Here is a 26,997-nt window from a genome sequence, read left to right as displayed (position 1 = left end):
CCGTTTGAGTAAACGGCAGCCCTTCTTTCGTTAGAATTTTGCGGCATGAAAAAATTCATACCGTTCATTCTGCTGCTTTTTTGTGCACAAAGCATTGCAGCTCAAAATATTACAGGAACTATTAAAGGTACCGTACGCACCAGTGACGGGCAACCTGCGCCTTTCGTAAGTGTATTGGTCAAAAATAACAACCGGGGCGTGGTAACTGACCTGAAAGGGGAATTTACCTTCCGCCGCCTGCAGCCCGGCACTTACACCGTACAGGTGTCTCTGGTAGGGTACCAGACGGCAGAGCAGGAAGTAAGGGTCAGCGGGTCAGAAACCGCTACTGTCAGCATCCAGCTGGAAGTGTCTGACACACAGCTCAAGGAAGTGATCATTAAGGGTAACCAGGCACGCACGGGTAAAAAGGAGAGCGATTTTGTAGCCCGTCTTCCCATCAAAAACATTGAAAACCCGCAAGTATACAATGTAGTGAACAAGGAGCTGATCCGCGAACAGGGTATTGTTACCTTTGACGATGCATTGAAAAATGCCCCGGGCGTAAGCCGCCTCTGGTCATCTACCGGCCGCCCCGGTGACGGCGCCGGCTACTTCACCATGCGGGGCTTCAGCGTGCAGCCTACCATTATCAACGGCATTGCCGGCCTTACCAACGGCGGCGTAGACCCGGCCAACATAGAACGCATTGAAACCATCAAAGGCCCCTCCGGTACGCTCTTCGGCAGCAGCCTCATCTCCTTTGGCGGGCTCATCAACATTGTTACCAAAAAACCGTACGATTATTTTGGTGGAGATATCAGCTACACCGGCGGCGGCTATGGGTTGAACCGCGTAACAGCGGATGTGAACACCCCGCTGAACGAAGACAAGACGGCGCTGCTACGGGTCAACGCTGCTTATCATAACGAAGGCAGCTTCCAGGACGCAGGTTTTAAAAAGTCTTTCTTCTTTGCGCCCAGCTTTACTTACAAGGCAAGCGACAGGCTGACGTTCGATATCAATACAGAGATCTACAGTGCCGAAAGCACCAACGCGCTGATGGTATTTCTCAACCGCAAGCGCCAACTGATAGCCAGAACTCCGGCAGAACTGGGGATGGACTTTAACCGCTCATTCACCAGCAACGATATCAGCTACAAAACTCCCACCGTTAACCTCACCGGCCTGATCACCTACAAGCTGTCTGACCAGTGGACTTCCCAGACGGTAGCCGCCCATAGCGTCCGCAAAAGCGACGGGTACTATTCCTATGTCATGTTCATGGATGCCAACGGCGCCCCGAACGATACTTTGCTTAACCGCTTTGTATATACGCAAAACTCGCAGGCTATCACCACAGACATCCAGCAGAATTTCATCGGAGATTTCAAGATAGGCGGCCTGCGGAACAGGGTGGTAGTAGGACTGGATTTCCTCAGCCAGCAAACCACCAACAACTATTCACCTTATGCCATATTTGACTATGTAAGCGCGGTGAACACAAAAGACCCGCAATACGGACAGCTTACCCGTTCCGCGGTAGACGCGAAACTGGCCACACTCACCACCGGCCACACAAAAAATGCCGCAACCATCAACACCTACAGCGCCTATATTTCAGACGTACTGAATATCACCAAAGAATTGTCTGCCATGTTGAGCTTACGGGTAGACCATTTTGACAACAAAGGCACCAAAAACTTCCTGAACGGTACGCTCACCGGCAACTACAGCCAAACCGCCGTATCTCCGAAGTTTGGCCTTGTGTACCAGATCGTGAAAGATAAGGTAGGCGTATTTGCCAATTACATGAATGGTTTCAGGAACGTAACGGCCGCACAGCCGAACCCGGCCCTGGGCCTTGACATCAAATACAAGCCGCAGCAAGCCAACCAGATCGAAGGCGGCGTGAAGCTTGACCTGCTTAACCACAAGCTGAACTTCACCGCCAGCTATTACGACATACTAGTGTCTAACATGACACGCCAGGTAACCGGCAAAGGTAATGACGGGGTAGACTACAATTACACTATACAAGACGGCACACAGAAAAGCAAAGGCGTTGAGCTTGACCTGTCAGCCACCCCGGTTACCGGCCTCAACATTGTTGCCGGCTACGGATACAACAACAGCAAAATGGTGAAAGCTTCCACCAACCTTGAAGGCAGAAGGCCTACCAGCGCCGGCCCTGAGCACCTGGCCAACTTCTGGATAGGCTACACTACGCCGGGCGGCCCCTTGCAAGGCCTGGGCGCAGGTTTCGGCGGCAACTATGCCAGCGAGAACGTGACCACCAACGATGCCGTTACGGGCATCTTCACCCTGCCCTCCTACACCGTGCTGAACGCCACCGTTTTCTACCAGGCCAAGTCTTACCGCCTGGGCCTGAGGCTGGATAACATAGCCAACAAGGAATACTTCGGCGGGTGGACCACCGTTGAAAAGCAATTGCCCAGAAGGCTGTCTGCCAGTGCTGCTTTCCGGTTCTGATAAAGTCAATAAGCTTTTTACATATAAATCCCCGGCCATAGCAGCCGGGGATTATTTTTTCTCAAAAAGGCAGGTATCAATATTTTCAGTAAGCCAGCAGGTTGCTGATTTTTTCCGCCACCTTGCCTGCATTGGGGAGCATTTCTTTTTCAAGGGCTATGTTGAGGGGTACGGCCGGCAAATCCAACGCGCCCATGGTCTGTACCGGCGCGTCCAGCCAGCGGAAGCAGGCTTCCGAAATACGTGCGGCCAGTGATTGGGCAAAGGAATTGTTTAGCTGTTCTTCCGTGAGCACCAGGCATTTGCCGTGCTTGCGCACCGTGTCAAATACCAGCGCTTCATCCAGCGGGAACAACGTGCGCAGGTCAACTATCTCAACCCTGCCGGGAAAACTTTCCGCCGCGGCTTTTGCCCAGTAAACTCCCATGCCGTAAGTCACTACACATACGCCGTCTTCCGCCGGTTGTACAATGCGGGCCTTGCCGAAGGGTAATATGTAGTCTGCAGCGGGCTCAATGGTCATGGCCTCCTGCGTGCCCGGTACCTTTGACCAGTAGAGGCCTTTGTGTTCCAGCATGACTACCGGGTTGGGATCAAGAAAGGCCGCCTTCATGAGGCCTTTCAGGTCTGCCGCATTGGAAGGGAACGCTATTTTGATGCCTTTGATGCTCAGCAAAGTGGTTTCCACAGAGCCGGAGTGATAGGGGCCTCCGCCGCCATAGGCGCCTACCGGCACGCGTATGAGCGTTTGCACCGGAAATTTGCCGGCGGAGAGGTAGCAGCTTTTTGAAATTTCAGACACCAGCTGGTTAAAACCGGGATAGATATAATCGCCAAACTGTACTTCCACGATGGGTTTCACGCCTACAGCAGAGAGGCCCGCCGTGCTGCCGATGATATATGCTTCCTGTATGGCGGTATTGTACACCCGGTGATCTCCGAATTTTTCCGCCAGGGTGGCCGCTTCGCGAAATACGCCGCCGAGGCGCCGGCCAACGTCCTGCCCAAAAAGGATGGCTTCCGGGAATTGTTGCAAGATCTCTTCTATGGCGTGCAGGGCCGCATCTACCATCACCACTTTACTGCCACCAGCGGGCGTACGTGTTCCGCTTTCCTCCTTCACCGGTGTGGGTGCAAATACATGGTTCCTGACGGTAGCGGGGTCAGGCTCCGGGCTGTTGCAGGCCATTTCAAAAGCCAGGTCTATTTCGGCTGCCGCTTCCTGCTCTATTTTACCGGTATTGGCCAGCCGGTTCTTCAACAGCAGCAAGGGGTCTCTGGCCGCATGTTTCTCCAGGTCTTCTTCTGTACGGTACCATTCCTTTCTTACGCCCGATGTATGATGCCCCAGCAGGGGCACGGCGGCATGTACAAGCATCGGCATCCTTTCCGCGCGTACATACCTGATAGCGGAGCCCATGGCGTGGTAAGCCGCCTCAAAATCACTCCCGTCTACCCTCATTCTCTCCAGGCCCTTAAAGCCGCCTGCATACTCATAAGCATCCATGGCGCGGGCTTCCGCCCCGGTCACGGATATGCCCCAGTCATTGTCCTGCACCAGGTAAATGATGGGCAGTTTTTTCAGCACGGCAAACTGCAGGGCCTCACTCACCTCCCCTTCCGTAACACTGCCATCTCCCAGGGAACAAAGCACCACGGGTTGCCTGCCGGCGTCTGCCAGCCCCGTCTGCTCAAGGTACTGCAGCCCCTGGGCCATGCCGGTGGCGGGTATTACCTGCATACCGGTAGCGCTGCTCTGGTGGGGAATTACGGGCTTGTCAGCGTCCCTGCTGCAGGGATGGCAATAATAAGAACGGCCGGCGCTGAACAGATCTTCTCCCTTGGCCAGCAACTGCAGCATCAGCGTGTAGGGAGAAAAGCCCATGGCCAGCATCATACAATCATCCCGGTAATAAGGGCTCACATAGTCCCCCGGCTGTAGCTGCAACCCGGCCGCCACCTGGATGGCTTCATGCCCGGCGGAAGTGGAATGCACATATTTGCAGACAGCACGGTTGGTTTCGTATTTTACAGCCATGTTCCGTGCCAGGCACATCATGCGGTAAGCCTGCCGCAGCAACGCCTGGAAATCGGCGTCTTGCTCCCGGTGTGTAATGGTGGCTTTCAAAGTAGGTACGCTTATGTTATCTTTAAGCACGTAAAACTGTTTTGGCGGTCAAAACCGGATAGTTGCTATAACAACTATTGCTACTGCAAATTAATCAATATGCACGACACTTTTGTGAGTAATCCATCTTTTTTTAAGCTGGATGCCACCCTGAAAAAAATACGGAACTACTGGCAGAAGAATTTTGATGCGCAGGGGAAAGATATTACGGTAGACCAGTGGCTGCTGATAGAAAACCTCTATAAACACAAACGCATCACTCACAATGAGTTGGCAAGGCTCACGTCTAAAGATATTACCACGGTATCCCGCATTATTGAATTACTGGTGAAGAAGGAGCTGGTGGAGCGGCAGGGGTCTACAGACGACCGCCGGAAGGTATACGTGCAACTGACGCCGGCCGGGGTGAACAAGTATAAAGATGTACGCCCGATGGTGCTGGAAATGCGGAAAACGGGCTGGAAAGACCTGACGGAGAAAGATTACCAGGAGCTGACCCGCATCCTGGACGTAATTTACGGCAACATTCCCTGACAGGGAAAAATGGCCGGCTGAAAAAAAGCTGCTTTTCAACCGGCCTTTTTATATGGTTATTTCACCATAAATTCAAGCAGGCTGTCATTTTCAATAAATGCTTCCAGCGTATCGCCAATTTCAACGGCGCCCACCCCTTCCGGGGTGCCGGTAAACACCAGGTCACCGATATTCAGTGTAAAAAACCGGGAAATATAGGCAATCAGTTTGTCGAAGTTAAAAAGGAGATCTTTGGTGTTCCCATGCTGCACCAGTTCCTTGTTCTTGTACAAAACAAAATTGGTGTCTTTCAGGTCTGTTGTTTCGGTAATAGGAATAAACTTCCCCACCACGGCAGAATTATCGAAAGATTTGGCAATTTCCCAGGGAAGCCCTTTGGCTTTTTGTTTTTCCTGGAGGTCCCGCGCAGTGAAATCTATACCAACAGACATGCTGTCATAATACTTGGAAGCAAAACGCTCCTGTATATGTTTCCCGTTTTTTGAGATCCGGAGCACCAGTTCACATTCATAGTGCAGGTTGTCCGTAAACTCCGGATAATAGAAGGGATGGTTGTTTTGCAGCAAGGCGTTCTTCGGTTTCATGAAAATCACGGGATCGGAGGGCACTTCGTTTTTCAATTCTTCTGCATGTTTGGCATAGTTTCTTCCAACGCAGATAATTTTCATAATGCGTGTATTTTGTAAGGTTAATAAAGCCTATGGTTTGACCCATAGTCCACAATACATTGTCCAACGTACGCACTATCATCCGGATAACTGCAGTATTTCCGCAGGATATAGCGAATCGTTGGTACACGGATCATGACCTATAGCGGTAAAGGTAGGGTACCTTTTAGGCATGAAATATACAATTTACTTCTATAATGGAAAAGTAAGCTTGTTATAATTGTTCATGGAGCGCTCCAGCCCAATGCTTGCAAAACTCTCAATGATCTCCACACACTTATCTGTTTTTTGCAGCACTACGGGTTCTTCCTTGCTGCTCCATTTCCCCAGCACATAATCTACCTGCCGGCCTTTCGGATAGTCGTTGCCGATACCGAAACGGAGGCGGGGATATTGGTTGGTGGCAATAGCTTCCTGTATGCTTTTGAGGCCATTGTGGCCTGCATCGCTGCCGCCGGGCCTCAGGCGGAGCACTTCCAGCGGCAGGGCCAGTTCGTCCAGCACCACCAGCACATTTTCTACCGGTATCTTCTCCTTGTCCATCCAGTATTTCACGGCTTTTCCGCTCAGGTTCATGTAGGTAGTGGGTTTGATCACCACCAATACCCTCCCTTTCCACCTGATCTCCGCCACGTCTGCCAGCCGGTCACTGCGGAAGCTCACGCCGTGTTTGCGGGCCAACGCGTCTGCCACGTCAAAACCGATGTTGTGACGGGTATGCTGATACTCCGCTCCAATGTTTCCTAATCCAACAATAAGGTACTTCATAACATAAACGATTGATTCGGGATGCCAAAAATAAAAAGCCCGGCTGATATTACGCCGGGCTCTTTAATATAATTATTTCGCCTATTTATTTTTTCTTGGCTTCCTTCTCTGCAGCAGCTTCTTCCTGTTTCAGCTGACGGGTCATCACCACAGAAGCAACCGGGATACGGGGAGAGTTCAGTATCTCGATGCCGGGAGCCTTTACGTCTTCCACGCGGATGTTCTCGTTCAGGTCCAGGTTAGTGATGTCTACTTCCAGGCTCTCTACCAGGTCTTTCGGGAGAGCTTTCACTTTCAGCGCTTTCATTTTCACTACCAGCTTACCACCGCTTTTCACGCCAATGGAAGAACCCACGGTTTTCAGCGGCAGGGTGGCAACTACTTTTTTGTCTTCTGTCAGCTCCAGGAAGTCAACATGCGTCAGCTCGTCTGTAACGGTGTCAAACTGCAGGTCTTTCAGAATGCAACGGTAAGTTTTTCCGTCAATCTTGATCTCAGCAAGCTGGAAATCAGGTGTGTACACCAGCGGTTTAAATGCAGTGGCATCAGCAGAAAAGCTGATTGTTTCCGCACCCCCATAAATAACGCAAGGCACTTTTTCCTCAGAACGGAGAAGGCGGGTGGCTTGTTTGCCGAATTCGCTCCTGAGTTGTCCTTCGATGGTTATTGTTTTCATTGTTTAAACATTTATAGAAATAAAAAAATACACTGCTTACATTCTGCGCTGGCTATGTACAAACAAGCTTGTGATAGACTTGTTTTCGTGCATGTTGCGGATGGCCACTGCAAAAAGGTCTGCCACACTGATCACTTTCACTTTAGCGCTTTGTTTCCTCAGCGGGATGGTATCACATACCACCAGTTCCTCCAGCACAGAATTTTCAATATTCTCATACGCATTACCGCTGAATACAGGGTGTGTACAGAATGCCCTTACGCTTCTTGCTCCTTTTTCCATCAGCAGGGCGGCTGATTTGGTGAGCGTACCGGCGGTATCACAGATATCATCGATCAGTACGATATCTTTATCCGTTACATCACCGATCACCACCATAGACGCAATTTCATTGGCCCTTTTACGATGCTTGTCGCAGATCACCATTTCCGCATTGAAAAAGCTTGCCACTTCACGCACCCGGGTGGTAGAACCCACGTCAGGGGACGCAAAGGTAAGGTTTTTCAGCTTCAGATTCTCTATATAAGGAATAAAAATAGCCGAACTGTCCAGGTGGTCTACCGGAATATCAAAGAACCCCTGTATCTGGGGAGCATGCAAATCCATGGTAATCACCCTGTTAGCTCCCGCTGCGGTGAGCAGGTTGGCAATCAGCTTGGAGCCGATGGCCACGCGGGGTTTGTCTTTCCTGTCTTGCCGGGCAAAGCCGAAATAGGGTATTACAGCTGTAATGTACCCTGCAGAGGCCCTTTTTGCAGCATCTATCATCAGCAGCAGCTCCATAAGGTTCTCTGTGGGGGCGTTGGTGCCCTGCACGAGGAAAACATAGTCGCCGCGGATGCTTTCAAGGAAGACCGGCTGAAATTCACCGTCGCTGAACTTCTGGATATTCACTTTACCCAAACCATTACCGTACCTGGTTGCAATACGCGCTGCCAGCTCAGGATTGCTGTTACCTGTGAAGATTTTTACCTGTGGATTCATGATGAAGAAAAGAGGTTGCAAAACTATGACTTTATATGAGATAAGACGAAAAAAAAATCCCATGACTGCCTAAAACCTTTGTGGTAGCCTAATGAAGAGGAAATGCTAAAAATAGTGGCATAATTTGCTAATATTATTAGTATATTCGGAGAAACATAAAGGTGATGATGGAAGTTACCCCTGCTTTTTTACCCCCTATTTCCAAGTACCTGGCTGGTACCGGGCGGAGCTTGCCGCCCATCCGCGAATGGGCGGAAGATGACCGGCCCAGGGAAAAGCTGCTCTGCAAAGGGCCCCGGGCGCTCAGCCATGCTGAATTGCTGGCTATCCTGATCAATTCGGGCAATAAAGACCAGTCTGCCGTAGAGCTGGCCCAGTCCATCCTGCTGTCTTGCGGCAACGACCTGGCGGAGCTGGGGCGGCTGGGGCCGCACCACCTGAAACAATTTCCCGGTATCGGAGAGGCCAAGGCGGTTACTGTACTGGCTGCCCTGGAGCTGGCACGCAGAAAGCAAACAGCGGGGCTGGCCAGCAACAGAACGGTGCTGTACTCCAGCGCAGATGCGGCGGCATTGCTAAAGCCCCTGCTGGAAGACGAACAGCAGGAAAGCTTTTACGCCATTTACCTGAACCATGCCAATAAGGTGCTGGGTTATGGTTGCATCAGCTCTGGCGGAAGAACCTCCACCACCGTAGATCCGCGGCTGGTGTTTGAGGCCGCGCTGCTTCACAGGGCTACCCGCCTGCTGCTCTGCCACAATCACCCTTCCGGCAACCTGCGGCCCAGCCATGCAGATATAGCCATGACACACCGCCTGAAAGAGGCAGGCCGCCTGCTGGACATAGAAATAATGGACCACCTGATAGTAGCGGATACAGGGTATTTCAGCTTACGGGAAGATGGGCTGTTATAGCATATTGCCTAGCGTACCAGCGTAGTCACGCCCTTCTGGAACACACGGGTGCCCAATTCGGTATCCGTATACTCCAGCACCCAGGCATAGGTACCTACGCCTGCGGGGGAGCCGTTGATCTTGCCGTCCCACTTCTGCGTCCAGTTGCGGGTTTCAAATACCAGCTGACCATTGCGGGCAAAAACGCGGAAATACAGGTCAGCGGTCTTGTATGCATTGATGGGGTAAAGGAAATCGTTCAGGCCGTCGTTATTGGGAGAGAAGGCCGTAGGTACCGCCACACGGCAACTGGGCACCGTTTTGAGGGTATGCACCACCGTATCCCGGCACTGGAGGTTGTCTTCCACTATCAGCCTGATCTGGTAAGTACGTTCCCGGCCTTCCAGCGGGAAACGGAAGGGCTCCGGCGTTATCATGCGCGAGCCGGGGCCGTAGGCAAAATCCCAGTTATGGGAAACAATATGGCCGATGCTGTTATTGGTGAAAGACGCCATGTCCAGCGGGCAAAGCACCGGGGTATTAATGGTAAAGTCAGCTTTCAACTCGTTATCCAGCAATATCTGTTCGGTATGCTCATCCTGGCAAACACCGTTGCTGACAGATAGTGTAACGGTTTTGGCGCCAAAAACGGTGTACACTTTTTCCGGTGCCGGCCCGGTCATGGCAGAGCCATCTTCGAAAGACCATTGCCAGCTGTTCACGCCATGAGCGCCATTGTGCTGCAGGAAAATGGTGTCATACACACAATCCAGCCGGGTGCGGTAGGAGAAAAGGGCGTTAACGGTATCTGCGGTGATATAGGGCACACTGCCGCCGGGCGGCGTTTCCAGACCACACTCGCTAACAATCGTATTGCCGTCTCTGCCGCGCGCAAGCGTGATGGAATAGTTGCCGTTTTCGTATATGGTGTTGCTTAATATCAGTTCTACGCTGTCTGTCAACTGATCGTTGCAGAAGGTGTTGGCGGCTACGATGCGCACGGCCGGCCCGGTGCCGCCCAGTACAAAATCGCTGCCATCGGCAGCTATGGAAGCGCAGCGGACAGGGCCGGAGAGGCGTACCATTATCCTGTCCGGCTGGCAGCCCGGCGGGCGGATGCTTCGGACATCAAAAGGCACATATTGCGGAACGGGCACGGTAAAAGCCACGTCGCGGCCCACGGCAACGGGATTGTCACAGGCATCCAGCAGGGTGTTATTGTCGGTACCATTGCGTATGCGCACGGTATAGTTGCCTGCAGGCAGGGGCCGGTCAAGCTCCAGCACCACGGAATCCATATCAAAGCCGCTGCTGCAGCCTACCGCCTGGGCGCCTGTCACCACAGCGGCGCCACCTACAATTTCAAATTCGCTGCCGGAAGCGGTAAGGGTGGAGCACTGGAAACGTTTATTGAGTTTGACGCCGATCCGGTTATTCAGGCAGCGGTATGCCGCTTCTTTGAACGCGCCGGGCAAGGGATCGGTGATATTGGCGGTGCCTCCCTGGAAAGACAGGGCATACCCGCTTTGGGATTCTGAAAAGTTGCTGACCATGAGCAGATACTGATGGCCGGCAATAAGCGTGGGCATCCGGCTCCATTTGGGCTCGCTATAGCCGTCACAGGCAATTTGCACCGTACCTGCCGCAGAAGCGCCTGTTTCTCCCGGAATGGCGCTCCAGTTACCGGATACCTGGGTATTTGCATTGGTATAAACTTCATTCAGGTTGCGGCCGGTTACGTCAAACACTTGCCAGTCATAATCATCGTTAGGGTCGGCCGGTGTAATGGAAAAACCCAGCGTGCCGGCATCGTAGCAGGTAAATTTATACCAGAAGGCATTCACATCGCGGAAAGGCGCAGGTCGGTTACATCCCCGTATACGCATGTCCCTTCCCGGGCAAGGCGGCACCTGTACCTGCTGCAGCGCGCGCGTACCGCAAACAGGGAAAGCACTCTGCGGAGACTGCCCCAGCGTGGAACATTGCGCAATAGCCTGCTGTGCAGCCCATAAAAGGGTTAATATGGTGAAAACAAAACGATGCATGTAAAACAGAAGGGCAATATAGAATTATTATATAAAGTAATAACGGTCGCTTTTGTTACATTTGCAGGAATTTTCCACAAAAAAAACCACTCATGCTCAAAATAGGCTTGTTCGGTGTAGGGCATTTAGGCAAGATCCACTTATCTCAGCTGGCTACCATGAAAGATGTTGAGGTAACCGGCTTTTTTGATCCGAATGATGCCAATGCGGAGGGTGTGCAGGAGCAATACAAGATCAAACGCTTCACCTCGGCGGAAGAACTCATCACCGCATCTGACGCCGTAGACATTGTGGCCCCTACCACCCAGCACTTTGCCCTGTGTGAAATGGCTATCCGTAACGGCAAGCATGTTTTTGTGGAAAAGCCCATGACCAATACCATGGAAGAAGCCAAACTGCTGGTAAAGCTGGTAGATGAGGCCAGCATCAAATTCCAGGTAGGGCATGTAGAACGCTTCAACCCGGCCTTCCTGGCCCTGAAGGGATATGACCTGAAACCTATGTTCATTGAGGTACACCGCCTGGCGGAATTTAACCCCCGCGGCACAGACGTGAGCGTGATACTGGACCTGATGATACATGATATAGACATTGTGCTCAGCATCGTCAAATCTAGCATCAGCCGCATTTCCGCCAGCGGCGTGGCCGTTATGAGCGATACGCCTGACATTGCCAACGTACGCATAGAGTTTCACAACGGCTGTGTGGCCAACCTCACTTCCAGCCGCATCTCCCTCAAAAAAATGCGCAAGATGCGCCTCTTCCAGAAAGATGCTTACATCGGCATCGACTTCCTTGATAAAAAAACAGAGATCATTAAACTGAAAACGCCGGAAGACGAAGGCCTCTTTACATTAGACATTGCCACCAACTCCGGCAAAAAGACCATTGCCATAGACAACCCGGAAATCAAACAATCCAACGCCATCCGCATGGAGCTGGAGCTGTTCCGGGACAGTATCCTGGAAAACAAACCGGTAGCTGTGAACGTGATAGATGGTTTCCAGGCGCTGGAAGCTGCGCACCAGATATTGCAGAAGATCAGCAAAGGGCAGTCTGAGTAAGCTGGAACGCCGTGCTGCGGTCAGTCTTATAACAGGTTATTCCGCGCCCTGTAAAAACGCCGTTGCAATGGCCAGGTCTGCCGGCCGGGTAATTTTGATATTGTGCTCCTCCCCTTCTACCAGGTGAATGGCATGCCCCGTTCTTTCCACAACGGTAGCCTCATCTGTAAACAACGGATCATAAGGTTGCTCAAAGGCCGGTATCAGCAAGTCCGATAAAAAGGTTTGCGGAGTTTGAATAATGCGGAAACGGGCACGGTCTACCGCCATGTTCCCCTCATCGTCTACCTCCCTGATGCTGTCTTTCAGCGCAATGGCCGGCACGGCGCTCCCGTGCACCAGCGCCTGTTCATAACAGGTACGGACCAACGAAGGAGATACCAGCGGGCGCACGCCGTCATGCACAAACACCACAGCCTCCTGCTTTATCACCTGCAGTCCGTTGCGCACGGAATGAAAACGGGTTTCCCCGCCGGTTACCAGCGTAACGGACGGGGGCCGGTCAAATGCCGCCAGCACATAAGCTATTTGAGACTGGTGGGCCTCCGGTACAACCAGCACAATATGCATATCCTCATACGCCGCCCTGAACGCCGCAATGGTGTGGTACAATACGGGCTTGCCCGCCAGCGCGAGAAACTGTTTGGGAGTAGCGCTGCCCATGCGCTGGCCGGAACCTCCGGCAACAATAACGGCTATCTTCTGTTTCAATGACGAAGTATGATTTAGGAACTGCGGACCAGCATAAGTGCGTTTCACTGCGCCGCAGCACGAAGTAAGCATATTTAAAACAAAAGGGCAAACAGCATTACTGCTATTTGCCCTAAAATTTTTCCGGTCTGTATAATGCCTTAGATGATCAGCATGGCATCGCCGTAGCTGAAGAAACGGTACTTTTCCTTGATGGCTTGCTGGTAGGCGTCCATGATCAGGTCATACCCTGCAAAAGCGCAAACCATGATGAGCAGGCTTGTTTTGGGCAGGTGGAAGTTGGTTACCAGCGCGTTGGGAATAGAAAAATCGTAAGGCGGGTGAATGAAAGTGTTCGTCCAGCCTTCTGCCGCTTTCAGGTGGTTCTGCGCGGTTACGGAAGATTCTACGGCCCTTACCGTGGTGGTGCCGATAGCGCAGATCTTGCGGTTCTCTTCTTTGGCCTTGTTCACAATTTTCACGGCATATTCATCTATGTGGAAATATTCCGCGTCCATTTTATGTTTGCTGAGGTCTTCCACTTCAATGGGGCGGAAGGTGCCCAGGCCGGTATGAAGGGTTACTTCGGCAAATTTCACGCCTTTGATCTCCAGGCGTTTGATCAGCTCGCGGCTGAAGTGCAAACCGGCGGTGGGTGCGGCCACAGCGCCTTCGTACTTGGCGTACACCGTCTGGTAGCGCTCTTTGTCTTCTTCTTCGGGCTTGCGTTTGATGTACTTGGGCAGCGGTGTTTCCCCCAGGCTGTCCAGCACGGCTTTGAACTCCTCATCATTGCCTTCGAACAGGAAACGGATGGTACGGCCGCGGGAAGTGGTGTTGTCTATCACTTCGGCCACCAGGCTTTCATCGTCCCCGAAGTACAGCTTGTTGCCCACCCTGATCTTGCGGGCGGGGTCAACAATTACATCCCAGAGGCGGTTCTGTTTATTCAGCTCACGCAGCAGGAACACTTCGATTTTTGCGCCGGTCTTCTCCTTACGGCCATAGAGCCTGGCAGGGAACACTTTGGTGTTGTTCACCACCATCACGTCCTTGTCATTAAAATAACCAAGAATGTCTTTGAAAACCTTGTGCTCAATTTTGCCGGTGGCACGGTTTACCACCATTAAACGGCTCTCGTCTCTTGTTTTTGAAGGGTGCTGTGCGATCAGGTTTAACGGGAGATCGAACTTGAATTGTGATAATTTCATATTACGGTATGAATGAATTTAAGGTGGGCGAAGGTACGGAATATACCGCACTTCGTCAAAAAAAGTCTACCGCCCGGGTATAGCGGCAATTAACTGCCGGGTGTAGGCAGACTGCGGGCGGTGGTATACCTCCCCTGCCGGCCCCATTTCGGCAATTTTACCCTTGTTCATCACCATCATGCGGTCACTCATAAAATGTACCACAGATAAGTTATGAGAAATGAATATATACGTAAAGTTAAATTCTTGCTGCAGTTGCACCAGCAAATTAAGCACCTGGGCCTGTACGCTGACGTCCAGCGCGGAAACAGACTCGTCACAGATGATGAATTCCGGGTTCAGCGCCAGGGCCCTGGCTATCACAATACGCTGGCGCTGCCCGCCCGAAAACTCGTGGGGGTAGCGGTGGTAATGCTCCGGGCGCAGGTTCACCTTTTCCAGCAGCTCCAGCACTTTTTCTTTCCGGGCGCGGTCACTGGCATACAGGCCATGCACCTGCATGGGCTCAATGATGGCCTGCCCTACCGTCATGCGCGGGTTGAGGGAAGAATAGGGGTCCTGGAAGATCAGTTGTACGTGCCGCCGCATCTCCCGCATATCTGCGGCGGACAGGCTCAGGAGGTCACGCCCTTTATAGAATATCCGGCCATGGGTGGGCTCTATCAGCCTTAGCAGCGTGCGGCTGAGGGTGGTTTTGCCGCAGCCGGACTCTCCTACCAGGCCCAGGGTTTCCCCTTCGCGCACTTCAAAGCTCACATCATCTACTGCTTTCGTCCACTGCCGCACTTTACCCAACAGGCTGCGCCGGCGCGGGAACCAGGTGCTGAGGCCTTCCACTTTCAGCAGCGGCGGGCGCTCTTCCAGCAGGGCGGCCCGGGTACGAACGTCTTCCTCCGGCAGCACCAGCGAGCGCACAAAAGCATCCACATCGGCAGCGCGGCCTCCTTCCAGGAAATCACTCACCACCGGCAGGCGGCGCAGGCGCAGGTCAAGCGGCGGGCGGCAGGCCAGCAGGCCTTTGGTATACGGATGTTGCGGATGGTTGAAAATATCTGCCACTGCTCCTTCTTCCACTACGTTCCCTTTGTACATCACGGCCACGCGGGTAGCTATTTCTGCAATCACTCCCAGGTCATGGGTAATAAACACCACACTCATCCCCATTTCCTGCTGCAGTTCCCGCAGCAGTTCCAGGATGGTTTTCTGTACCGTAACGTCCAGCGCAGTGGTTGGCTCGTCTGCGATCAGCAACCGCGGGCCGCAACTGATGGCCATAGCTATCATCACTCTTTGTTTCTGTCCGCCGGACAGCTCATGGGGGTATTTATCATACGCCTCCTCCGGGTGGGGAATGCGTACCCTTTCAAATAAAGCAATAGCCTGGCGCCTGGCTTCTTTTTCAGGCACGCTTTTGTGCAGGCGGATGGCCTCCGCCACCTGGCGGCCGCAGGTATGCAGCGGGTTCAGGGAGGTCATGGGCTCCTGGAAGATCATGGCTATTTCCGCCCCGCGGTACTCCCGCATGCTGGCGGCGGGTAGTTTCAGGAGGTCTACGGCGGGCTTTCCCGGCGGCTGGTATATGATCTCACCGGCGCTGATGCGGCCGGGAGCCTGTATCAGCTGCATCAGGCTGAGCGCCGTAACGGATTTGCCGGAGCCAGACTCGCCCACAATACCCAGTATTTCACCGGGCATGATGTTCAGCGAAATATGATTGACAGCCGTCACCGTTTCTTCTTCAGAACGGAAAGTGACCGCCAGGTTGCGGATGGAAATAAAAGGCTGGGAATGGCTCAAAAGCGCAGGTGTTTAACGGTTTGGTGACTGTTGATGAGATTCTTGAGGGAGTCTACCCCAATTTTCAGATGGCGCTCTACATATTCGTTCGTCACCTTTTTATCGCTTTCTTCCGTTTTTACGCCTTCCGGCACCATGGGCTGGTCAGACACCAGCAGCAAGGCGCCGGTAGGTATCTTGTTATAGAACCCTACGGAAAAGATGGTGGCCGTTTCCATGTCAATGGCCATGGCGCGGATGCGCTCCAGGTATTTCTTGAAATCACCGTCATGCTCCCACACCCGGCGGTTGGTGCTGTAACAGGTGCCCGTCCAGTAGTCGCAGCCATATTCCCGGATGGTGGTAGAAATGGCTTTTTGCAAGGCAAACGCCGGCAGGGCAGGCACTTCCGGCGGGAAGTAGTCATTAGAGGTGCCTTCCCCGCGGATGGCCGCAATGGGCAATATCAGGTCTCCAATGCTGTTTTTCTTCTTCAGTCCCCCGCATTTCCCCAAAAAGAGCACCGCTTTCGGCATAATGGCGCTCAGCAGGTCCATCACCGTGGCCGCCCCTGGGCTTCCCATCCCGAAATTGATGATGGTGATATCTTCCGCGGTGCAGCATTGCATAGGTTTATCCACCCCAATAATGCGGGCTTTATTCCATTGGGCGAACATGGTAACGTAGTTGGAAAAATTGGTCAGGAGAATATGGGAACCGAAGTTCTCCAGCTTCTCTCCGGTGTAACGGGGAAGCCAGTTAGCTACTATCTCTTCTTTCGTCTTCATAGCCTTTTGACAAGTGAATGTAATGTTTTTTCACGAATCAGCCAGCGTTCAGTAGTTTTACGGTATGATCAGCATCAGTTTTCCCCCGCCTGATTTCCGTATTGTAGCCCAGCAGGGTCAGGAAATGATTTTTGACCCGTTCCGCAAGAAGTACGTGGTGCTTACGCCCGAAGAATGGGTGCGCCAGAATTTTCTCAACTACCTGGTGAAAAGCCGCGAGTACCCCGGCGCGCTGATGAGCATTGAAAAGGAGATGAACCTGGGCGAGCTGCGCAAGCGCTGTGACATTGTGGTGTACTCCCGCGAGGCGGAACCATGGATGATAGTTGAATGCAAGGAGATGGGCGTGCCGCTGGGCATGCCGGTGCTGGAGCAGATTGTCAGGTACCATATGGCGCTGCCGGCGCCGTTCCTGGTCATTACCAACGGCGCGCATACCTGGTGCTGCAAGCTGAACCCGGCGGAAGGCAACTGGGAGTTTGTGGAAGACCTGCCTGATTACCCGGCGGTGGCGCCGCCGCAAGAAAAAGACCCGCCAATGGTAGAGGACTGAAGGATGTTCGCATCGGGCAAGGCGTAATGCCGGGCGTTCTCATAGTGAACAATGCGCCGCTCCTTCAACCACCACAAAAAACGGGCATGCCGCACAGCTGCGCCACGCCCGCTTCCTGAAAAAAATATTGGCATCAGGGGAAAATACCCAGCTGCTCGTAAGCCGCGCCCACCTTGTCTATGGCGCAAACGTACGCGGCCGTGCGCATGTCCTTGATCTTTTTATGCTCCAGTGATTTTTCACGCACTTCGTGCAATGCGGTGATCATGGTCTCTTCCAGGCCGGAGTACACCAGGTCTACCTCATCAGCGCCGTGAGCAATGAATTTTCTTTCTTTTTCAGACACCTTCTTGCCCGTCAGCTCCTCTATCTGGCCCAGGATGTGAATGTTCATGTTCTCGTCAAACCGTTTACCCAGGCGGCCGTAACGTACGTGGCTGAGGTTCTTCAGCCATTCAAAGTAAGATACGGTTACCCCGCCGGCGTTCAGGAACATGTCGGGCACCACAATTACGCCTTTCTTGGCCAGTATTTCATCTGCCTCCGGTGTAAGCGGGCCGTTGGCCGCCTCCCCGATGATCTTGGCCTTTACACGGGGCGCGTTCTCTTCATGTATCACGTTTTCCAGGGCGGCGGGAATGAGAATATCACACTCCAGCTCCAGGCCGTCCGTATTTTTCTTGAGGTTTTTGGCGCCGGGGAAGCCAACAATAGAGCCGGTTTCGTTGCGGTGCTTCAGCACGGCGTCCGGGTCAAGGCCTTTGGAGTTGTAGATGGCGCCGTCATATTCTATCAGGCAGATCACTTTGGCGCCCGCCTCGTGGAAGTACTTGGCGGCGTGGTAGCCCACGTTGCCCATACCCTGCACGATCACGGTTTTGCCTTCCAGGCCAGGCTCCAGGCCCAGGCGTTTCATATCTTCCTTTACATTGCAAAGCTCCCGCAGGCCGTAGAACACACCCAGGCCGGTAGCTTCCTTCCGGCCGCGAACGCCGCCCTGGGATACGGGCTTGCCCGTTACGCAGCCATAGCCGTCTATTTCACCGGGCCGCAGGCTCATATAGGTATCCAGTATCCAGCTCATTTCCCTTTCGCCCGTACCATAGTCAGGCGCAGGCACGTCTATGCCGGGGCCAATGAAGTTCTTTTTCACGAGCTCGGCAGTGTAGCGGCGGGTAATATTTTCCAGCTGGAAGGGGCTGTAGTTGCGGGGGTTGATCTTGATACCGCCTTTGGCGCCGCCGAAAGGCACGTTTACGATGGCACATTTGTAGGTCATCAGGGCGGCCAGGGCCATCACTTCATCCTGGTTTACTTCTTCACTGAAACGGATACCGCCTTTACAGGGGAGTTTGTGGTGGGAGTGCTGTACCCGGTAGGCTTCAATTACTTCTATGTTCTCTCCCACTCTTACCGGGAATTTGATGCGGTATACTGCGTTACAGGCCTTGATCTGCTCCAGTATCCCGTTTCTCCATTTGGTAAATTGCGCAGCTTTGTCGAAACTCATTTCCACGCTGTGGAAAAAGTTATAGTGCTGCTCCTGCGTCAGCGCTTTTGCTTTAGCCATAAAAAACGGTTTAGATATGTTGTTTTGGTGTTTTGGTGCTTTGCTACGGGGTATGGCCTGCTTATTCTTTCTCCAGCCTGGTAAGGCGGCGGTCCAGCCTTATCAGGTATAATATGATGCAAATAAAAATGATCACCAGCAGGCCTACGGCCACATAAATTTTTGAGTTGCTCCTGAAAAATTCATTGACGGCGCCGGTTTCGGTGTTTTGCTGCTGGGTAGCGCCGTCTATAACGCGGGCGGTGGTATCCTGGCCAAAAACAGCGGTACAGAGAAACATCAGGCCGGCAAAAAGTAAAAAGCTACATCTGTTAGCCATGAAGAATATTTTTTAATTCGAGTCTTTTAAAACGGTTCCTTAAGGTATAGATCCAGATGCCCAGCAAGGTCCACCCGATGAAGGCAGGCCACAGTACCATTTTAATGGTGCCGGCCGTATCCTGGGAGCTGAAACCCGGGCTGCTGGCGCTGCCGGGGTGTAAAGACTCCACCATTCTCGGGATGATATAGGTAAGCGGTATCAGCAAGGCAAAGGCAAATACGTTGAAGATGGCGGATACGCGGGCCCTTTTGTCAAGATCGGTAAAGGAAAGCCGGAGCACCAGGTAAGCCATGTAAATGGCGAGGGCAATGGCGGTGGTCATTTGTTTGGGATCATTTACGATGGTGCCGCCCCAGGTGTAGGTAGACCACAGCATGCCGGTGAGGAAGCCCATCACCCCAAAGAGCACGCCCACGCTGGCTGCGCTGGAAGCGCGGATATCCCGCCGGAGGTCATTGGAGGAAAGGTACCAGATGGAATTGACCACTGAGATGGAGAAGAGCGTGTACATGCTCATCCACATGGGCAAGTGAAAGAAAATGCTGCGCGCCGCCTGCTGGTTATTGCCGATGGAAGGCACTTTTATCAAAAAACCGCCGATGATAACATACAGCAGCAGTACTACCGCCAGAATTTTCCACCAATGTTTAGCCATTGTTCTAAAGAAATATGTGGAGGCAAACCTACAGGTTTTAGCGTTAACGGCAAAGCGAAAAAGGGATTTTGATGTTTAGCGGCGCGGAATGCGGAATGCTTGAAAAATTGCTATCACCGGCGCCTTTTTGTTAAAAAAAGCATGGCTATTCCTTCCAGAGATAGGGAAAAAGGATGAGGGCCAGGGCTATCACCAGCACGTCCATGCCCCCCAGCAGCAGGAACATGCCCGGCAGGCCCGGCTGCACAACGGGTATGAAAGCGCTGCGTGAAATATTGGCCAGCAGCATCAGCACCGGCATAATGAGGGGGAACCCCATGATGGCCATCAGGGCCGCGTTCTGGCTGGCCTGGGCGGCAATGGCCGCCAGCATGGTAAAAAGGAGCGACAGGCTGATGCCGCCCAGCACCACCACGCCCAGGAAATACAGGGGGTGAATAAGGGGGTTGCCCAGGAAAATAATGCAGCAGATGTAAGATACCAGGCTCATGACCGTCATCAGCAGCAGGTTATAAATGAGCTTGGCCGTGATAAAATAACGGGGATGCACCAACGAATAATAATACAGCAGGCGGCCCCGGTTTTCCTGCAAAAAGCTCTTGGCCACGGCATTTACGCATACAAACAGCTGCACTACCCAGAACATGGCGTTCCATATCCTTTCCTCCGGCTGGCCTACCATCAGGTTGATCACGAACACGGTGGAAAACACGTACAGCAGTATGCCGAACAGGGCATGGCGCTGCCGCCACTCCAGCAGGAGGTCTTTTTTGACCAGGGCCGCTATGCGGGAAAGAGAACTTTTCACGCCGGCAAAGATAACTTCGTTTGGTTTATATTCGCGTATGCAAAAAATTGTAGTTGCCAACCGCGGAGAGATAGCGCTGCGCGTGATGCGTTCAGCCAGGGAAATGGGAATAGCCACTGTAGCGGTGTTTTCAGAAGCAGACCGGAACATGCCTTTTGTGCAGTATGCAGACGAAGCAGTGTGCATAGGCCCGGCCCCCAGCAGCCAGAGTTACCTGCTGGCAGACAAGATCATAGCCGCGGCCCGGAGCACCGGTGCGGATGCCATACACCCCGGTTACGGCTTTCTCAGCGAGAACGCAAAATTTGCACAGGCGGTGAAAGACGCCGGCCTGGTATTCATAGGCCCTTCCCCATCTTCCATTGAGGTAATGGGCAGCAAACTGGCGGCCAAGCAGGCCGCCCAACGCTTTGGCGTACCCATGGTGCCCGGCACGGAAACCCCGCTCCGCAGCATCGATGAAGCACGAGAAGTGGTGAAAAAGACCGGCTTCCCCATCCTGATCAAAGCGTCTGCCGGCGGCGGCGGCAAAGGCATGCGGGTGGTACAGCAGGAATCTGAGCTGGAAGAGCAGGTGCGCCTGGCTAAAAGCGAGGCCCTCAGCGCCTTTGGGGATGATGCCGTATTCATTGAAAAATATGTGGGCGCACCGCGCCATATTGAGATACAGGTGCTGGGAGACCAGCATGGCAACTGTGTGTACCTGTTTGAAAGGGAATGCTCCATTCAAAGGCGCCACCAGAAACTGATAGAAGAAGCCCCCTCCTCCGTGCTCACCCCGGCCATCCGGGAGGCCATGGGCAAATGCGCGGTAGATGTGGCCCGGGCCTGTGACTATTACGGCGCCGGCACCGTAGAGTTCCTGGTAGACGAGCAGCTGAATTTCTATTTCCTGGAAATGAACACCCGCCTGCAGGTAGAGCACCCGGTTACGGAAATGATCACCGGGCTTGACCTCGTAAAAGAGCAGATCAGGATAGCCCGCGGCGAAAAGCTTTCCATCACCCAGCAGCAGCTGCAGATCAACGGCCACGCCATAGAGCTGCGCATCTGCGCGGAAGACCCCGCCAATAACTTCCTGCCAGACACCGGCCGCCTGGACGTTTACATCCGCCCGCAGGGTTACGGCGTGCGGGTAGACGATGGCTACGAGCAGGGCATGGACATCCCCATTTTTTATGACCCCATGATAGCCAAGCTCATTGCCTGGGGCGCCAGCCGCGAAGAAGCGAGGCTGCGGCTGCTGCGGGCCATAGACGAATACCATGTTACCGGCATCCGTACCACCCTTCCCTTCGGCAAATGGGCGCTGCAACACCCCGCTTTCATCAACGGCCAGTTCGATACCAATTTCATTGGCAAGTACTTCACCCCCCAGGCGCTCACCGGGCAAAATGAGACCGAAGAAAAGGCGGCGGCCATACTGGCGGCGCAGCTGTGGCAGCAAGCGGTAAAACCGCAAACGCCCGTGGCCAATGGGGCCCAAAATGGCCTCTCCCGGTGGAAACAGCGGAGAAAACTGCGGTAGGTCCCCCGGAGCGGCCTTACCCGGTACCAGGCTGCAATAACCGCCCTCAGAACGTTTTTTGATGGAAACAGCGGAAAAGACCGGGATAAACACCTTTTTGAACGAAGGAATAACGAACCTTCCCCCGGAGACGAACGAACAAGTACCGAAAAGTTACTCCTTCGTTACTTGTTCGTTACTCCTTCGTTACTTCTTCGTTCAAAACGGCCCCAGATGGGCATCTTAGTCGTAAAACACCTCTCAAACCCGCTACAGTCAAGGAAAACAGGTCTGCTCCGGATATACATCAGCGGGCACAGGCCTGCAAAAACAGCACCCTGAAGGGCTGTTTACGGCAAGGCACAAACGCCCCTCAGGGTTCCGCCTTTACCTTGAACGTAAATTTCTTTTGTGTGATGTAGCTGAAACATACCACCAGTATGGTGGTGAGAATTTTGGCAATGGTGGGGTAAAACCGGCAATATTCCACAAATACCTTCATAAACACATAGTTGAACAGCAGGCAAACGCCTACCAGTATGAAGTAGCGCACCAGCTGCGTACGCCCGCGGAGGTTAGACTCGGAGAATACAATGTATTTGTTCAGCAGGAAACCGGTGGGAAAACTAACAAAAAACGCCAGCAGCACGGCCGCAATATGCGGGCTTACCGTAATGAACGGCAGATGCACCATTTCTTTGTTGAGGACAAAATTGTAGCAGATAAAGAACAGGAAAATATCCAGCAGCGTGTTGCCGCCCCCGCAGGCCAGGTAGCGGAAGGTCTGGAAAGGCATGATTTTCGCAAAAGGCTTGTAAAAAAATGCCAGTATATCGATGATCAACTGCTTCATGCTGAAAACGCGGCAAAGCTACGAATGAATTGCTAAATAAAGGGGATTACAGGTGGATTTTAACAATATGCATGTTCTCAGGGTACGTTGTGATAACAATACCGGCAACGCGGCTCGTACAGGTCTTTTTCTCCGAGCAGCACCATGCTGGTGTTGGCGCTTTTGCGGAAAGAATGGGAGGCAATATTGCCGCATTGCACGCAAACGGCATGCAGCTTGGTGATGTATTCCGCCTGGGCCAGCAGCGCCGGCACAGGGCCAAAGGGCATTCCCTGGTAGTTCATGTCCAGCCCGGCAACAATGACCCTGATGCCGCTCTGGGCCAGCTGGTCACATACCGCGGGCAGCTCCATGTCAAAGAACTGCGCCTCATCTATGCCTACTACATCTACCCCCTGCCCCAGCAACAATATTTGCTGGGAACTTTCCACCGGCGTAGACAGTATCTTTGTTTCATCATGAGAGACGATGTTCTGTTCATCATAGCGGGTGTCTATGGCCGGTTTGAAGATCTCTACAGACAAGTTGGCGATACGCGCCCTTTTGAGCCGGCGTATCAGCTCTTCCGTTTTACCGGAAAACATAGACCCGCAGATCACTTCTATCCATCCCCGGCGACCTCCTGTAAGAGAAGGTTCAATAAACATATTATAGTATTTTGATTATTAAGTTGTTAAAAAAGTATAACTTAGTGCAAATAAAATAATTTCTTACAGACGGCGTTAACAATTAAGGCATGGAAAAGATAAGTGCATTAATTGACAAACTGCAGGAATTAAAAAATTCCAATGCGGGTTTGCAAACCATATCCTACTATACACAATTGCTGCAGGCGGAAATACTCCACCAGCGCAATATGCAGAAGCAGCAGGAACTGAGGGGCAATGGCCATGTAGCGGTCATTATGCCTGCTCATGCGCCTGTGCTGGAGAAGCCGGCGCCCGCTCCGCCCCCGGAAGCAGCGGCAACATCCCGCCCTGCGCCGGAGCCAACGCCAGTTGCGCCTGCCGCACCGCCCCCGCCACCGGAAAAAGCATTTTCCGCACCTGCCGCGGCCGCGCCGGAGAAAGCGCCTTCAGCAACAGCTCCACAAGAAGCCCCGCCCGCCGCAAACGGGAACGGATATGCGCCAGACCGGGTGCCGGTGAAGGAAAAACCGGTAGCCGCCACTCTCTTTGACCCACCCCCTCCGCCAAAAAACGGGCAAGACAACGGCAACATCCGCCAGGAACTGAATGAGCTGGTGGGCAAACACGCCCCTTCTCTCAATGATTCCCTGCGCTCCGCCGGCAAAATAGAGCTGGGAGAAAAGCTGGGCGGCATGGGCGTGAACGACCTGAAAAACGCCATCGGCATCAACGACAAGTTCCAGTTCATACAAGAGCTCTTCCGTGGAGATAAAACCATGTACGAACGCTCTGTTAAAACCATCAATGAGAGCACTTCCCTGCAGGAAGCCGTGTACTGGATAGAGCGGGAGCTGAAGATCAAACTGGGCTGGAACGAAAATGACCAGCTGGTGAAGCACTTCTATTCACTCGTCAGGAAACGTTTTTCCTGAATATACCGCATGATCTTTTCCGTAGCGCCCTGGTGTTCTTCTACAAAACGCCCGGTTATTTCTGTTACCTGCTGATAATAATACGCATCGTTCAGCGCTTCAATGCTGCGCCGCAATGAAGCCACGTCTGTTACCACTATGGCGCCGCGCAGGTGTACCAGCATTTCCGCCTCGTTAAACTGGTGATAGATGGGGCCAATGAGCACCGGCTTGCCGTACGTGGCCGGCTCCAGCAGGTTGTGGATGCCTTCCTTCCCGAAACCGCCCCCTACATAAGAGATGCTGCTGTACCGGTAAAGTGCGGACAGCATGCCCACATTATCTATGACCAATACACGGCTTCCGGGGGCCTGCCCGCCGGCAAAGGCGGAATACAGCACCGCGTCAGGGAAAAGGCGGGTAATGTCCCGGAGGTGGGCCTCATTTATTTCATGCGGGGCAAGGATCAGCTGACGGCCTTCCTGCCCGCCATCGTACCACCATGCCGCCAGCAGCTCTTCATCTGCCGGCCAGGTGCTGCCGGCCACCAGCACTTTGGGGCCGGTAATGAACCTTTCTATTTCCGGCAGGGCCACGGGTTGCTGCCGCAGGGCCCACACGCGGTCAAAACGGGTATCTCCCGCCAGCGTTACATGCTGAATGCCAATGTTATGCAACAGCGTCAGCGAAGCTTCGTTCTGCACAAACAGATGGTCCATTTGCCGGAGCAGCCTGCGGAAGAGGCCGCCGTACCATTTGAAGAACACCTGTTGCTGGCGGAAGATGCCGGAAATCAGTATCACGGGCACTTTCCGGGCATACAGGGCGCTCAGGTAATGGTACCAGAACTCGTATTTGATGAAAACCGCCAGCCGGGGCTGCACAATATCCAGGAAAGCGGCGGCATTGGCGGCTGTATCAAGCGGGAGGTAACAAACGTAATCCGCCCCGGGGTAGTTTTTCCTTACTTCGTAGCCGGAGGGGGAAAAGAAGGACAGCAATATTTTATGTGCCGGGTAGGCCTTCCGCATGGCTTCCAGCACGGGCCGGCCCTGCTCAAACTCTCCGAGTGAGGCGGCATGCACCCAGATGACGGGCTCAGGGCCCTGCACCACCGCTTTCAGGGCGGGCCAGCTATTGTTGCGGCCATCCAGCCACTGCTGCGCCTTCCTGTTCTTCCCTATGGAAGCTGAAAGACGTACGGCGGCCTGGTAAAGGCGGATGCCGGTGTTATATAAAAAAAGCGATAAATCCACAGAATTGATCCTTAACTCAGTAAATCGGTTACCTCACAAAGATAGTCCTACTGCCTAACTCAAAATTTGTAAATTTGCGGACTCAAAAAAAGATATCCTTCATGGTTCCTATTCAGATGGTGGATTTGAAACGCCAGTACAGCAAAATTAAACCGCAGGTTGACGCTGCCATCCAGGACGTGCTGGAAAGCGCCGCCTTTATCAACGGCGCCCCGGTACAACAGTTTGCCCAGGAGCTGGGCCAATACCTGGGCTCAAAGCATGTGATCAATTGCGCGAATGGCACCGATGCGCTGCAAATAGCCATGATGGCGCTGGGGCTGGAACCTGGCGATGAAGTGATCACTCCTTCTTTTACTTTTATTGCCACCGCTGAGGTGATTGCACTGCTGCGCCTCAAACCGGTATTTGTGGATATTGACCCGCAAACCTACTGCATAGACCCGCAGGCCATAGAAAAGGCCATCACGCCCAAAACCAGGGCCATTGTACCGGTGCACCTGTACGGCCACAGCGCCAACATGGAAGCTATCATGGATATCGCCAACCGCCACGGGCTGTATGTGATCGAAGACAATGCACAAGCCATTGGCAGCCATTATACCACAAAGGACGGCCTCACTAAAAAAACGGGCACCTTCGGCCACATCGGCTGCACTTCTTTCTTCCCTTCCAAGAACCTGGGGTGTTATGGAGACGGCGGCGCCATTTTCACGGACGATGATGCGCTGGCGGCCAAGATCAGGATGGTGGCCAACCACGGGCAATCTCAAAGATATTATCATGACACGGTAGGGGTCAACAGTCGCCTGGATACCCTGCAGGCCGTAGTGCTGCGCATCAAGCTCCAGCTGCTGGATGAATACATTGCCGCCCGCCGCGCCGTAGCAAAGGCCTATACAGATGCGTTTGCCGGCATCCCGCAGATCATTACGCCCTATGAAGCGCCCAACCAGCTGCACGTTTATCATCAATATACCCTGCAACTGGAAGGTGCGGACCGCAATGAATTACAGGCATACCTGCAGGAAAAGCGGGTGCCTTCCATGATATATTACCCTGTACCGGCGCATCGCCAGAAAATGTTCGAAGGCATGACCGACCTGCATCAGCATCTCCCGGTTACAGACAGCCTTACCGGGAAAGTGATATCCCTGCCTATTCACACTGAAATGGATGAGGATCAGCTTTCTCACATCATTACCTCAGTTCAATCATTTTTAAAATAAACCCCAC

At 53.0% G+C, this 26,997-nt stretch carries 25 protein-coding genes; 8 read left to right on the top strand and 17 right to left on the bottom strand.

Annotation, left to right across the window (positions count from 1 at the left end):
- Positions 1–45 precede the first annotated feature (45 nt).
- On the top strand, positions 46–2,472 hold the full coding sequence (locus ABDW36_RS18685) for a TonB-dependent receptor (RefSeq protein ID WP_343703449.1): 2,427 nt from the start codon (positions 46–48) through the stop codon (positions 2,470–2,472).
- Positions 2,473–2,557: 85 nt separating this feature from the next.
- Here the strand turns inward: ABDW36_RS18685 and ABDW36_RS18680 are convergent, their stop codons facing one another.
- Positions 2,558–4,630: a thiamine pyrophosphate-dependent enzyme gene (locus tag ABDW36_RS18680; RefSeq protein ID WP_343703448.1), complete on the bottom strand. Its 2,073-nt coding sequence runs from the start codon at positions 4,628–4,630 to the stop codon at positions 2,558–2,560.
- Between the two features lie 69 nt (positions 4,631–4,699).
- Between ABDW36_RS18680 and ABDW36_RS18675 the strand changes: the two genes are divergently transcribed.
- Positions 4,700–5,134, top strand: coding sequence for a MarR family winged helix-turn-helix transcriptional regulator (locus tag ABDW36_RS18675; RefSeq protein ID WP_343703447.1), 435 nt, complete (start codon positions 4,700–4,702; stop codon positions 5,132–5,134).
- A 56-nt stretch (positions 5,135–5,190) separates the two neighbouring features.
- Here ABDW36_RS18675 and ABDW36_RS18670 read toward each other — a convergent pair whose 3' ends face one another.
- The 4 genes from ABDW36_RS18670 to ABDW36_RS18655 form a co-directional block, all read right to left on the bottom strand.
- The gene (locus ABDW36_RS18670) at positions 5,191–5,802 is read right to left on the bottom strand and encodes a fumarylacetoacetate hydrolase family protein (RefSeq protein ID WP_119078683.1); all 612 of its coding nucleotides are present in this window, start codon (positions 5,800–5,802) and stop codon (positions 5,191–5,193) included.
- A gap of 192 nt (positions 5,803–5,994) precedes the next feature.
- Positions 5,995–6,570, bottom strand: a complete 576-nt coding sequence (pth, locus tag ABDW36_RS18665) for an aminoacyl-tRNA hydrolase (RefSeq protein ID WP_343703446.1) — start codon at positions 6,568–6,570, stop codon at positions 5,995–5,997.
- 85 nt (positions 6,571–6,655) lie between these two features.
- The gene (locus ABDW36_RS18660; RefSeq protein WP_343703445.1) at positions 6,656–7,246 is read right to left on the bottom strand and encodes a 50S ribosomal protein L25; all 591 of its coding nucleotides are present in this window, start codon (positions 7,244–7,246) and stop codon (positions 6,656–6,658) included.
- 36 nt (positions 7,247–7,282) lie between these two features.
- On the bottom strand, positions 7,283–8,230 hold the full coding sequence (locus ABDW36_RS18655; protein ID WP_343703444.1) for a ribose-phosphate pyrophosphokinase: 948 nt from the start codon (positions 8,228–8,230) through the stop codon (positions 7,283–7,285).
- Between the two features lie 164 nt (positions 8,231–8,394).
- Between ABDW36_RS18655 and radC the strand changes: the two genes are divergently transcribed.
- On the top strand, positions 8,395–9,144 hold the full coding sequence (gene radC / locus ABDW36_RS18650; RefSeq protein WP_343703443.1) for a DNA repair protein RadC: 750 nt from the start codon (positions 8,395–8,397) through the stop codon (positions 9,142–9,144).
- An 8-nt stretch (positions 9,145–9,152) separates the two neighbouring features.
- Here radC and ABDW36_RS18645 read toward each other — a convergent pair whose 3' ends face one another.
- The gene (locus ABDW36_RS18645; protein WP_343703442.1) at positions 9,153–11,168 is read right to left on the bottom strand and encodes a gliding motility-associated C-terminal domain-containing protein; all 2,016 of its coding nucleotides are present in this window, start codon (positions 11,166–11,168) and stop codon (positions 9,153–9,155) included.
- Positions 11,169–11,260: 92 nt separating this feature from the next.
- Between ABDW36_RS18645 and ABDW36_RS18640 the strand changes: the two genes are divergently transcribed.
- Positions 11,261–12,232, top strand: a complete 972-nt coding sequence (locus ABDW36_RS18640; protein ID WP_343703441.1) for a Gfo/Idh/MocA family oxidoreductase — start codon at positions 11,261–11,263, stop codon at positions 12,230–12,232.
- A 36-nt stretch (positions 12,233–12,268) separates the two neighbouring features.
- Here the strand turns inward: ABDW36_RS18640 and ABDW36_RS18635 are convergent, their stop codons facing one another.
- The 4 genes from ABDW36_RS18635 to ABDW36_RS18620 form a co-directional block, all read right to left on the bottom strand.
- Entirely contained in the window at positions 12,269–12,943 is a 675-nt protein-coding gene (locus ABDW36_RS18635; protein ID WP_343703440.1) for a 2-C-methyl-D-erythritol 4-phosphate cytidylyltransferase, read from the bottom strand.
- A 140-nt stretch (positions 12,944–13,083) separates the two neighbouring features.
- Complete coding sequence (gene queA, locus ABDW36_RS18630) at positions 13,084–14,133, bottom strand: tRNA preQ1(34) S-adenosylmethionine ribosyltransferase-isomerase QueA (protein WP_343703439.1); 1,050 nt, start codon at positions 14,131–14,133, stop codon at positions 13,084–13,086.
- Between the two features lie 66 nt (positions 14,134–14,199).
- Positions 14,200–15,930 (bottom strand): ABC transporter ATP-binding protein, encoded by a 1,731-nt coding sequence (locus ABDW36_RS18625; protein ID WP_343703438.1) that lies wholly within the window; start codon positions 15,928–15,930, stop codon positions 14,200–14,202.
- Complete coding sequence (locus tag ABDW36_RS18620) at positions 15,927–16,697, bottom strand: AMP nucleosidase (RefSeq protein WP_343703437.1); 771 nt, start codon at positions 16,695–16,697, stop codon at positions 15,927–15,929. The genes ABDW36_RS18625 and ABDW36_RS18620 overlap by 4 nt, the downstream gene beginning before the upstream one ends.
- A 64-nt stretch (positions 16,698–16,761) precedes the next feature.
- Between ABDW36_RS18620 and ABDW36_RS18615 the strand changes: the two genes are divergently transcribed.
- Positions 16,762–17,250 (top strand): type I restriction enzyme HsdR N-terminal domain-containing protein, encoded by a 489-nt coding sequence (locus ABDW36_RS18615; protein ID WP_343703436.1) that lies wholly within the window; start codon positions 16,762–16,764, stop codon positions 17,248–17,250.
- 133 nt (positions 17,251–17,383) lie between these two features.
- Here ABDW36_RS18615 and ABDW36_RS18610 read toward each other — a convergent pair whose 3' ends face one another.
- From ABDW36_RS18610 to ABDW36_RS18595, 4 genes are all read right to left on the bottom strand, one after another.
- Positions 17,384–18,820, bottom strand: coding sequence for a Glu/Leu/Phe/Val dehydrogenase (locus ABDW36_RS18610; RefSeq protein ID WP_343703435.1), 1,437 nt, complete (start codon positions 18,818–18,820; stop codon positions 17,384–17,386).
- 61 nt (positions 18,821–18,881) lie between these two features.
- On the bottom strand, positions 18,882–19,139 hold the full coding sequence (locus ABDW36_RS18605) for a CcmD family protein (RefSeq protein WP_343703434.1): 258 nt from the start codon (positions 19,137–19,139) through the stop codon (positions 18,882–18,884).
- Positions 19,132–19,797 (bottom strand): cytochrome c biogenesis protein CcsA, encoded by a 666-nt coding sequence (ccsA, locus tag ABDW36_RS18600; RefSeq protein WP_343703433.1) that lies wholly within the window; start codon positions 19,795–19,797, stop codon positions 19,132–19,134. Before ccsA ends, ABDW36_RS18605 begins: the two co-directional genes overlap by 8 nt.
- A 145-nt stretch (positions 19,798–19,942) precedes the next feature.
- The gene (locus ABDW36_RS18595; RefSeq protein WP_343703432.1) at positions 19,943–20,605 is read right to left on the bottom strand and encodes a heme exporter protein CcmB; all 663 of its coding nucleotides are present in this window, start codon (positions 20,603–20,605) and stop codon (positions 19,943–19,945) included.
- A 37-nt stretch (positions 20,606–20,642) separates the two neighbouring features.
- On the opposite strand from ABDW36_RS18595, the gene accC reads away from it, so the two are divergent.
- Complete coding sequence (accC, locus tag ABDW36_RS18590; RefSeq protein ID WP_343703431.1) at positions 20,643–22,133, top strand: acetyl-CoA carboxylase biotin carboxylase subunit; 1,491 nt, start codon at positions 20,643–20,645, stop codon at positions 22,131–22,133.
- Positions 22,134–22,485: 352 nt separating this feature from the next.
- Here accC and ABDW36_RS18585 read toward each other — a convergent pair whose 3' ends face one another.
- Entirely contained in the window at positions 22,486–22,965 is a 480-nt protein-coding gene (locus tag ABDW36_RS18585) for a GtrA family protein (protein WP_343703430.1), read from the bottom strand.
- 77 nt (positions 22,966–23,042) lie between these two features.
- On the bottom strand, positions 23,043–23,612 hold the full coding sequence (locus ABDW36_RS18580) for a thymidine kinase (protein ID WP_343703429.1): 570 nt from the start codon (positions 23,610–23,612) through the stop codon (positions 23,043–23,045).
- Positions 23,613–23,701: 89 nt separating this feature from the next.
- Between ABDW36_RS18580 and ABDW36_RS18575 the strand changes: the two genes are divergently transcribed.
- Complete coding sequence (locus tag ABDW36_RS18575; protein ID WP_343703428.1) at positions 23,702–24,526, top strand: hypothetical protein; 825 nt, start codon at positions 23,702–23,704, stop codon at positions 24,524–24,526.
- Here the strand turns inward: ABDW36_RS18575 and ABDW36_RS18570 are convergent.
- Positions 24,496–25,761, bottom strand: coding sequence for a glycosyltransferase N-terminal domain-containing protein (locus ABDW36_RS18570; protein ID WP_343703427.1), 1,266 nt, complete (start codon positions 25,759–25,761; stop codon positions 24,496–24,498). The genes ABDW36_RS18575 and ABDW36_RS18570 overlap by 31 nt on opposite strands.
- 101 nt (positions 25,762–25,862) lie before the next feature.
- On the opposite strand from ABDW36_RS18570, the gene ABDW36_RS18565 reads away from it, so the two are divergent.
- Positions 25,863–26,990 (top strand): DegT/DnrJ/EryC1/StrS family aminotransferase, encoded by a 1,128-nt coding sequence (locus ABDW36_RS18565; RefSeq protein WP_343703426.1) that lies wholly within the window; start codon positions 25,863–25,865, stop codon positions 26,988–26,990.
- Positions 26,991–26,997 lie beyond the last annotated feature (7 nt).

The organism is Chitinophaga sp. (assembly GCF_039596455.1).
Taxonomy (GTDB): domain Bacteria; phylum Bacteroidota; class Bacteroidia; order Chitinophagales; family Chitinophagaceae; genus Chitinophaga.
The sequence above is the reverse complement of the archived record's forward strand: the minus strand, read 5'-3'. Positions and strand labels throughout refer to the sequence as shown.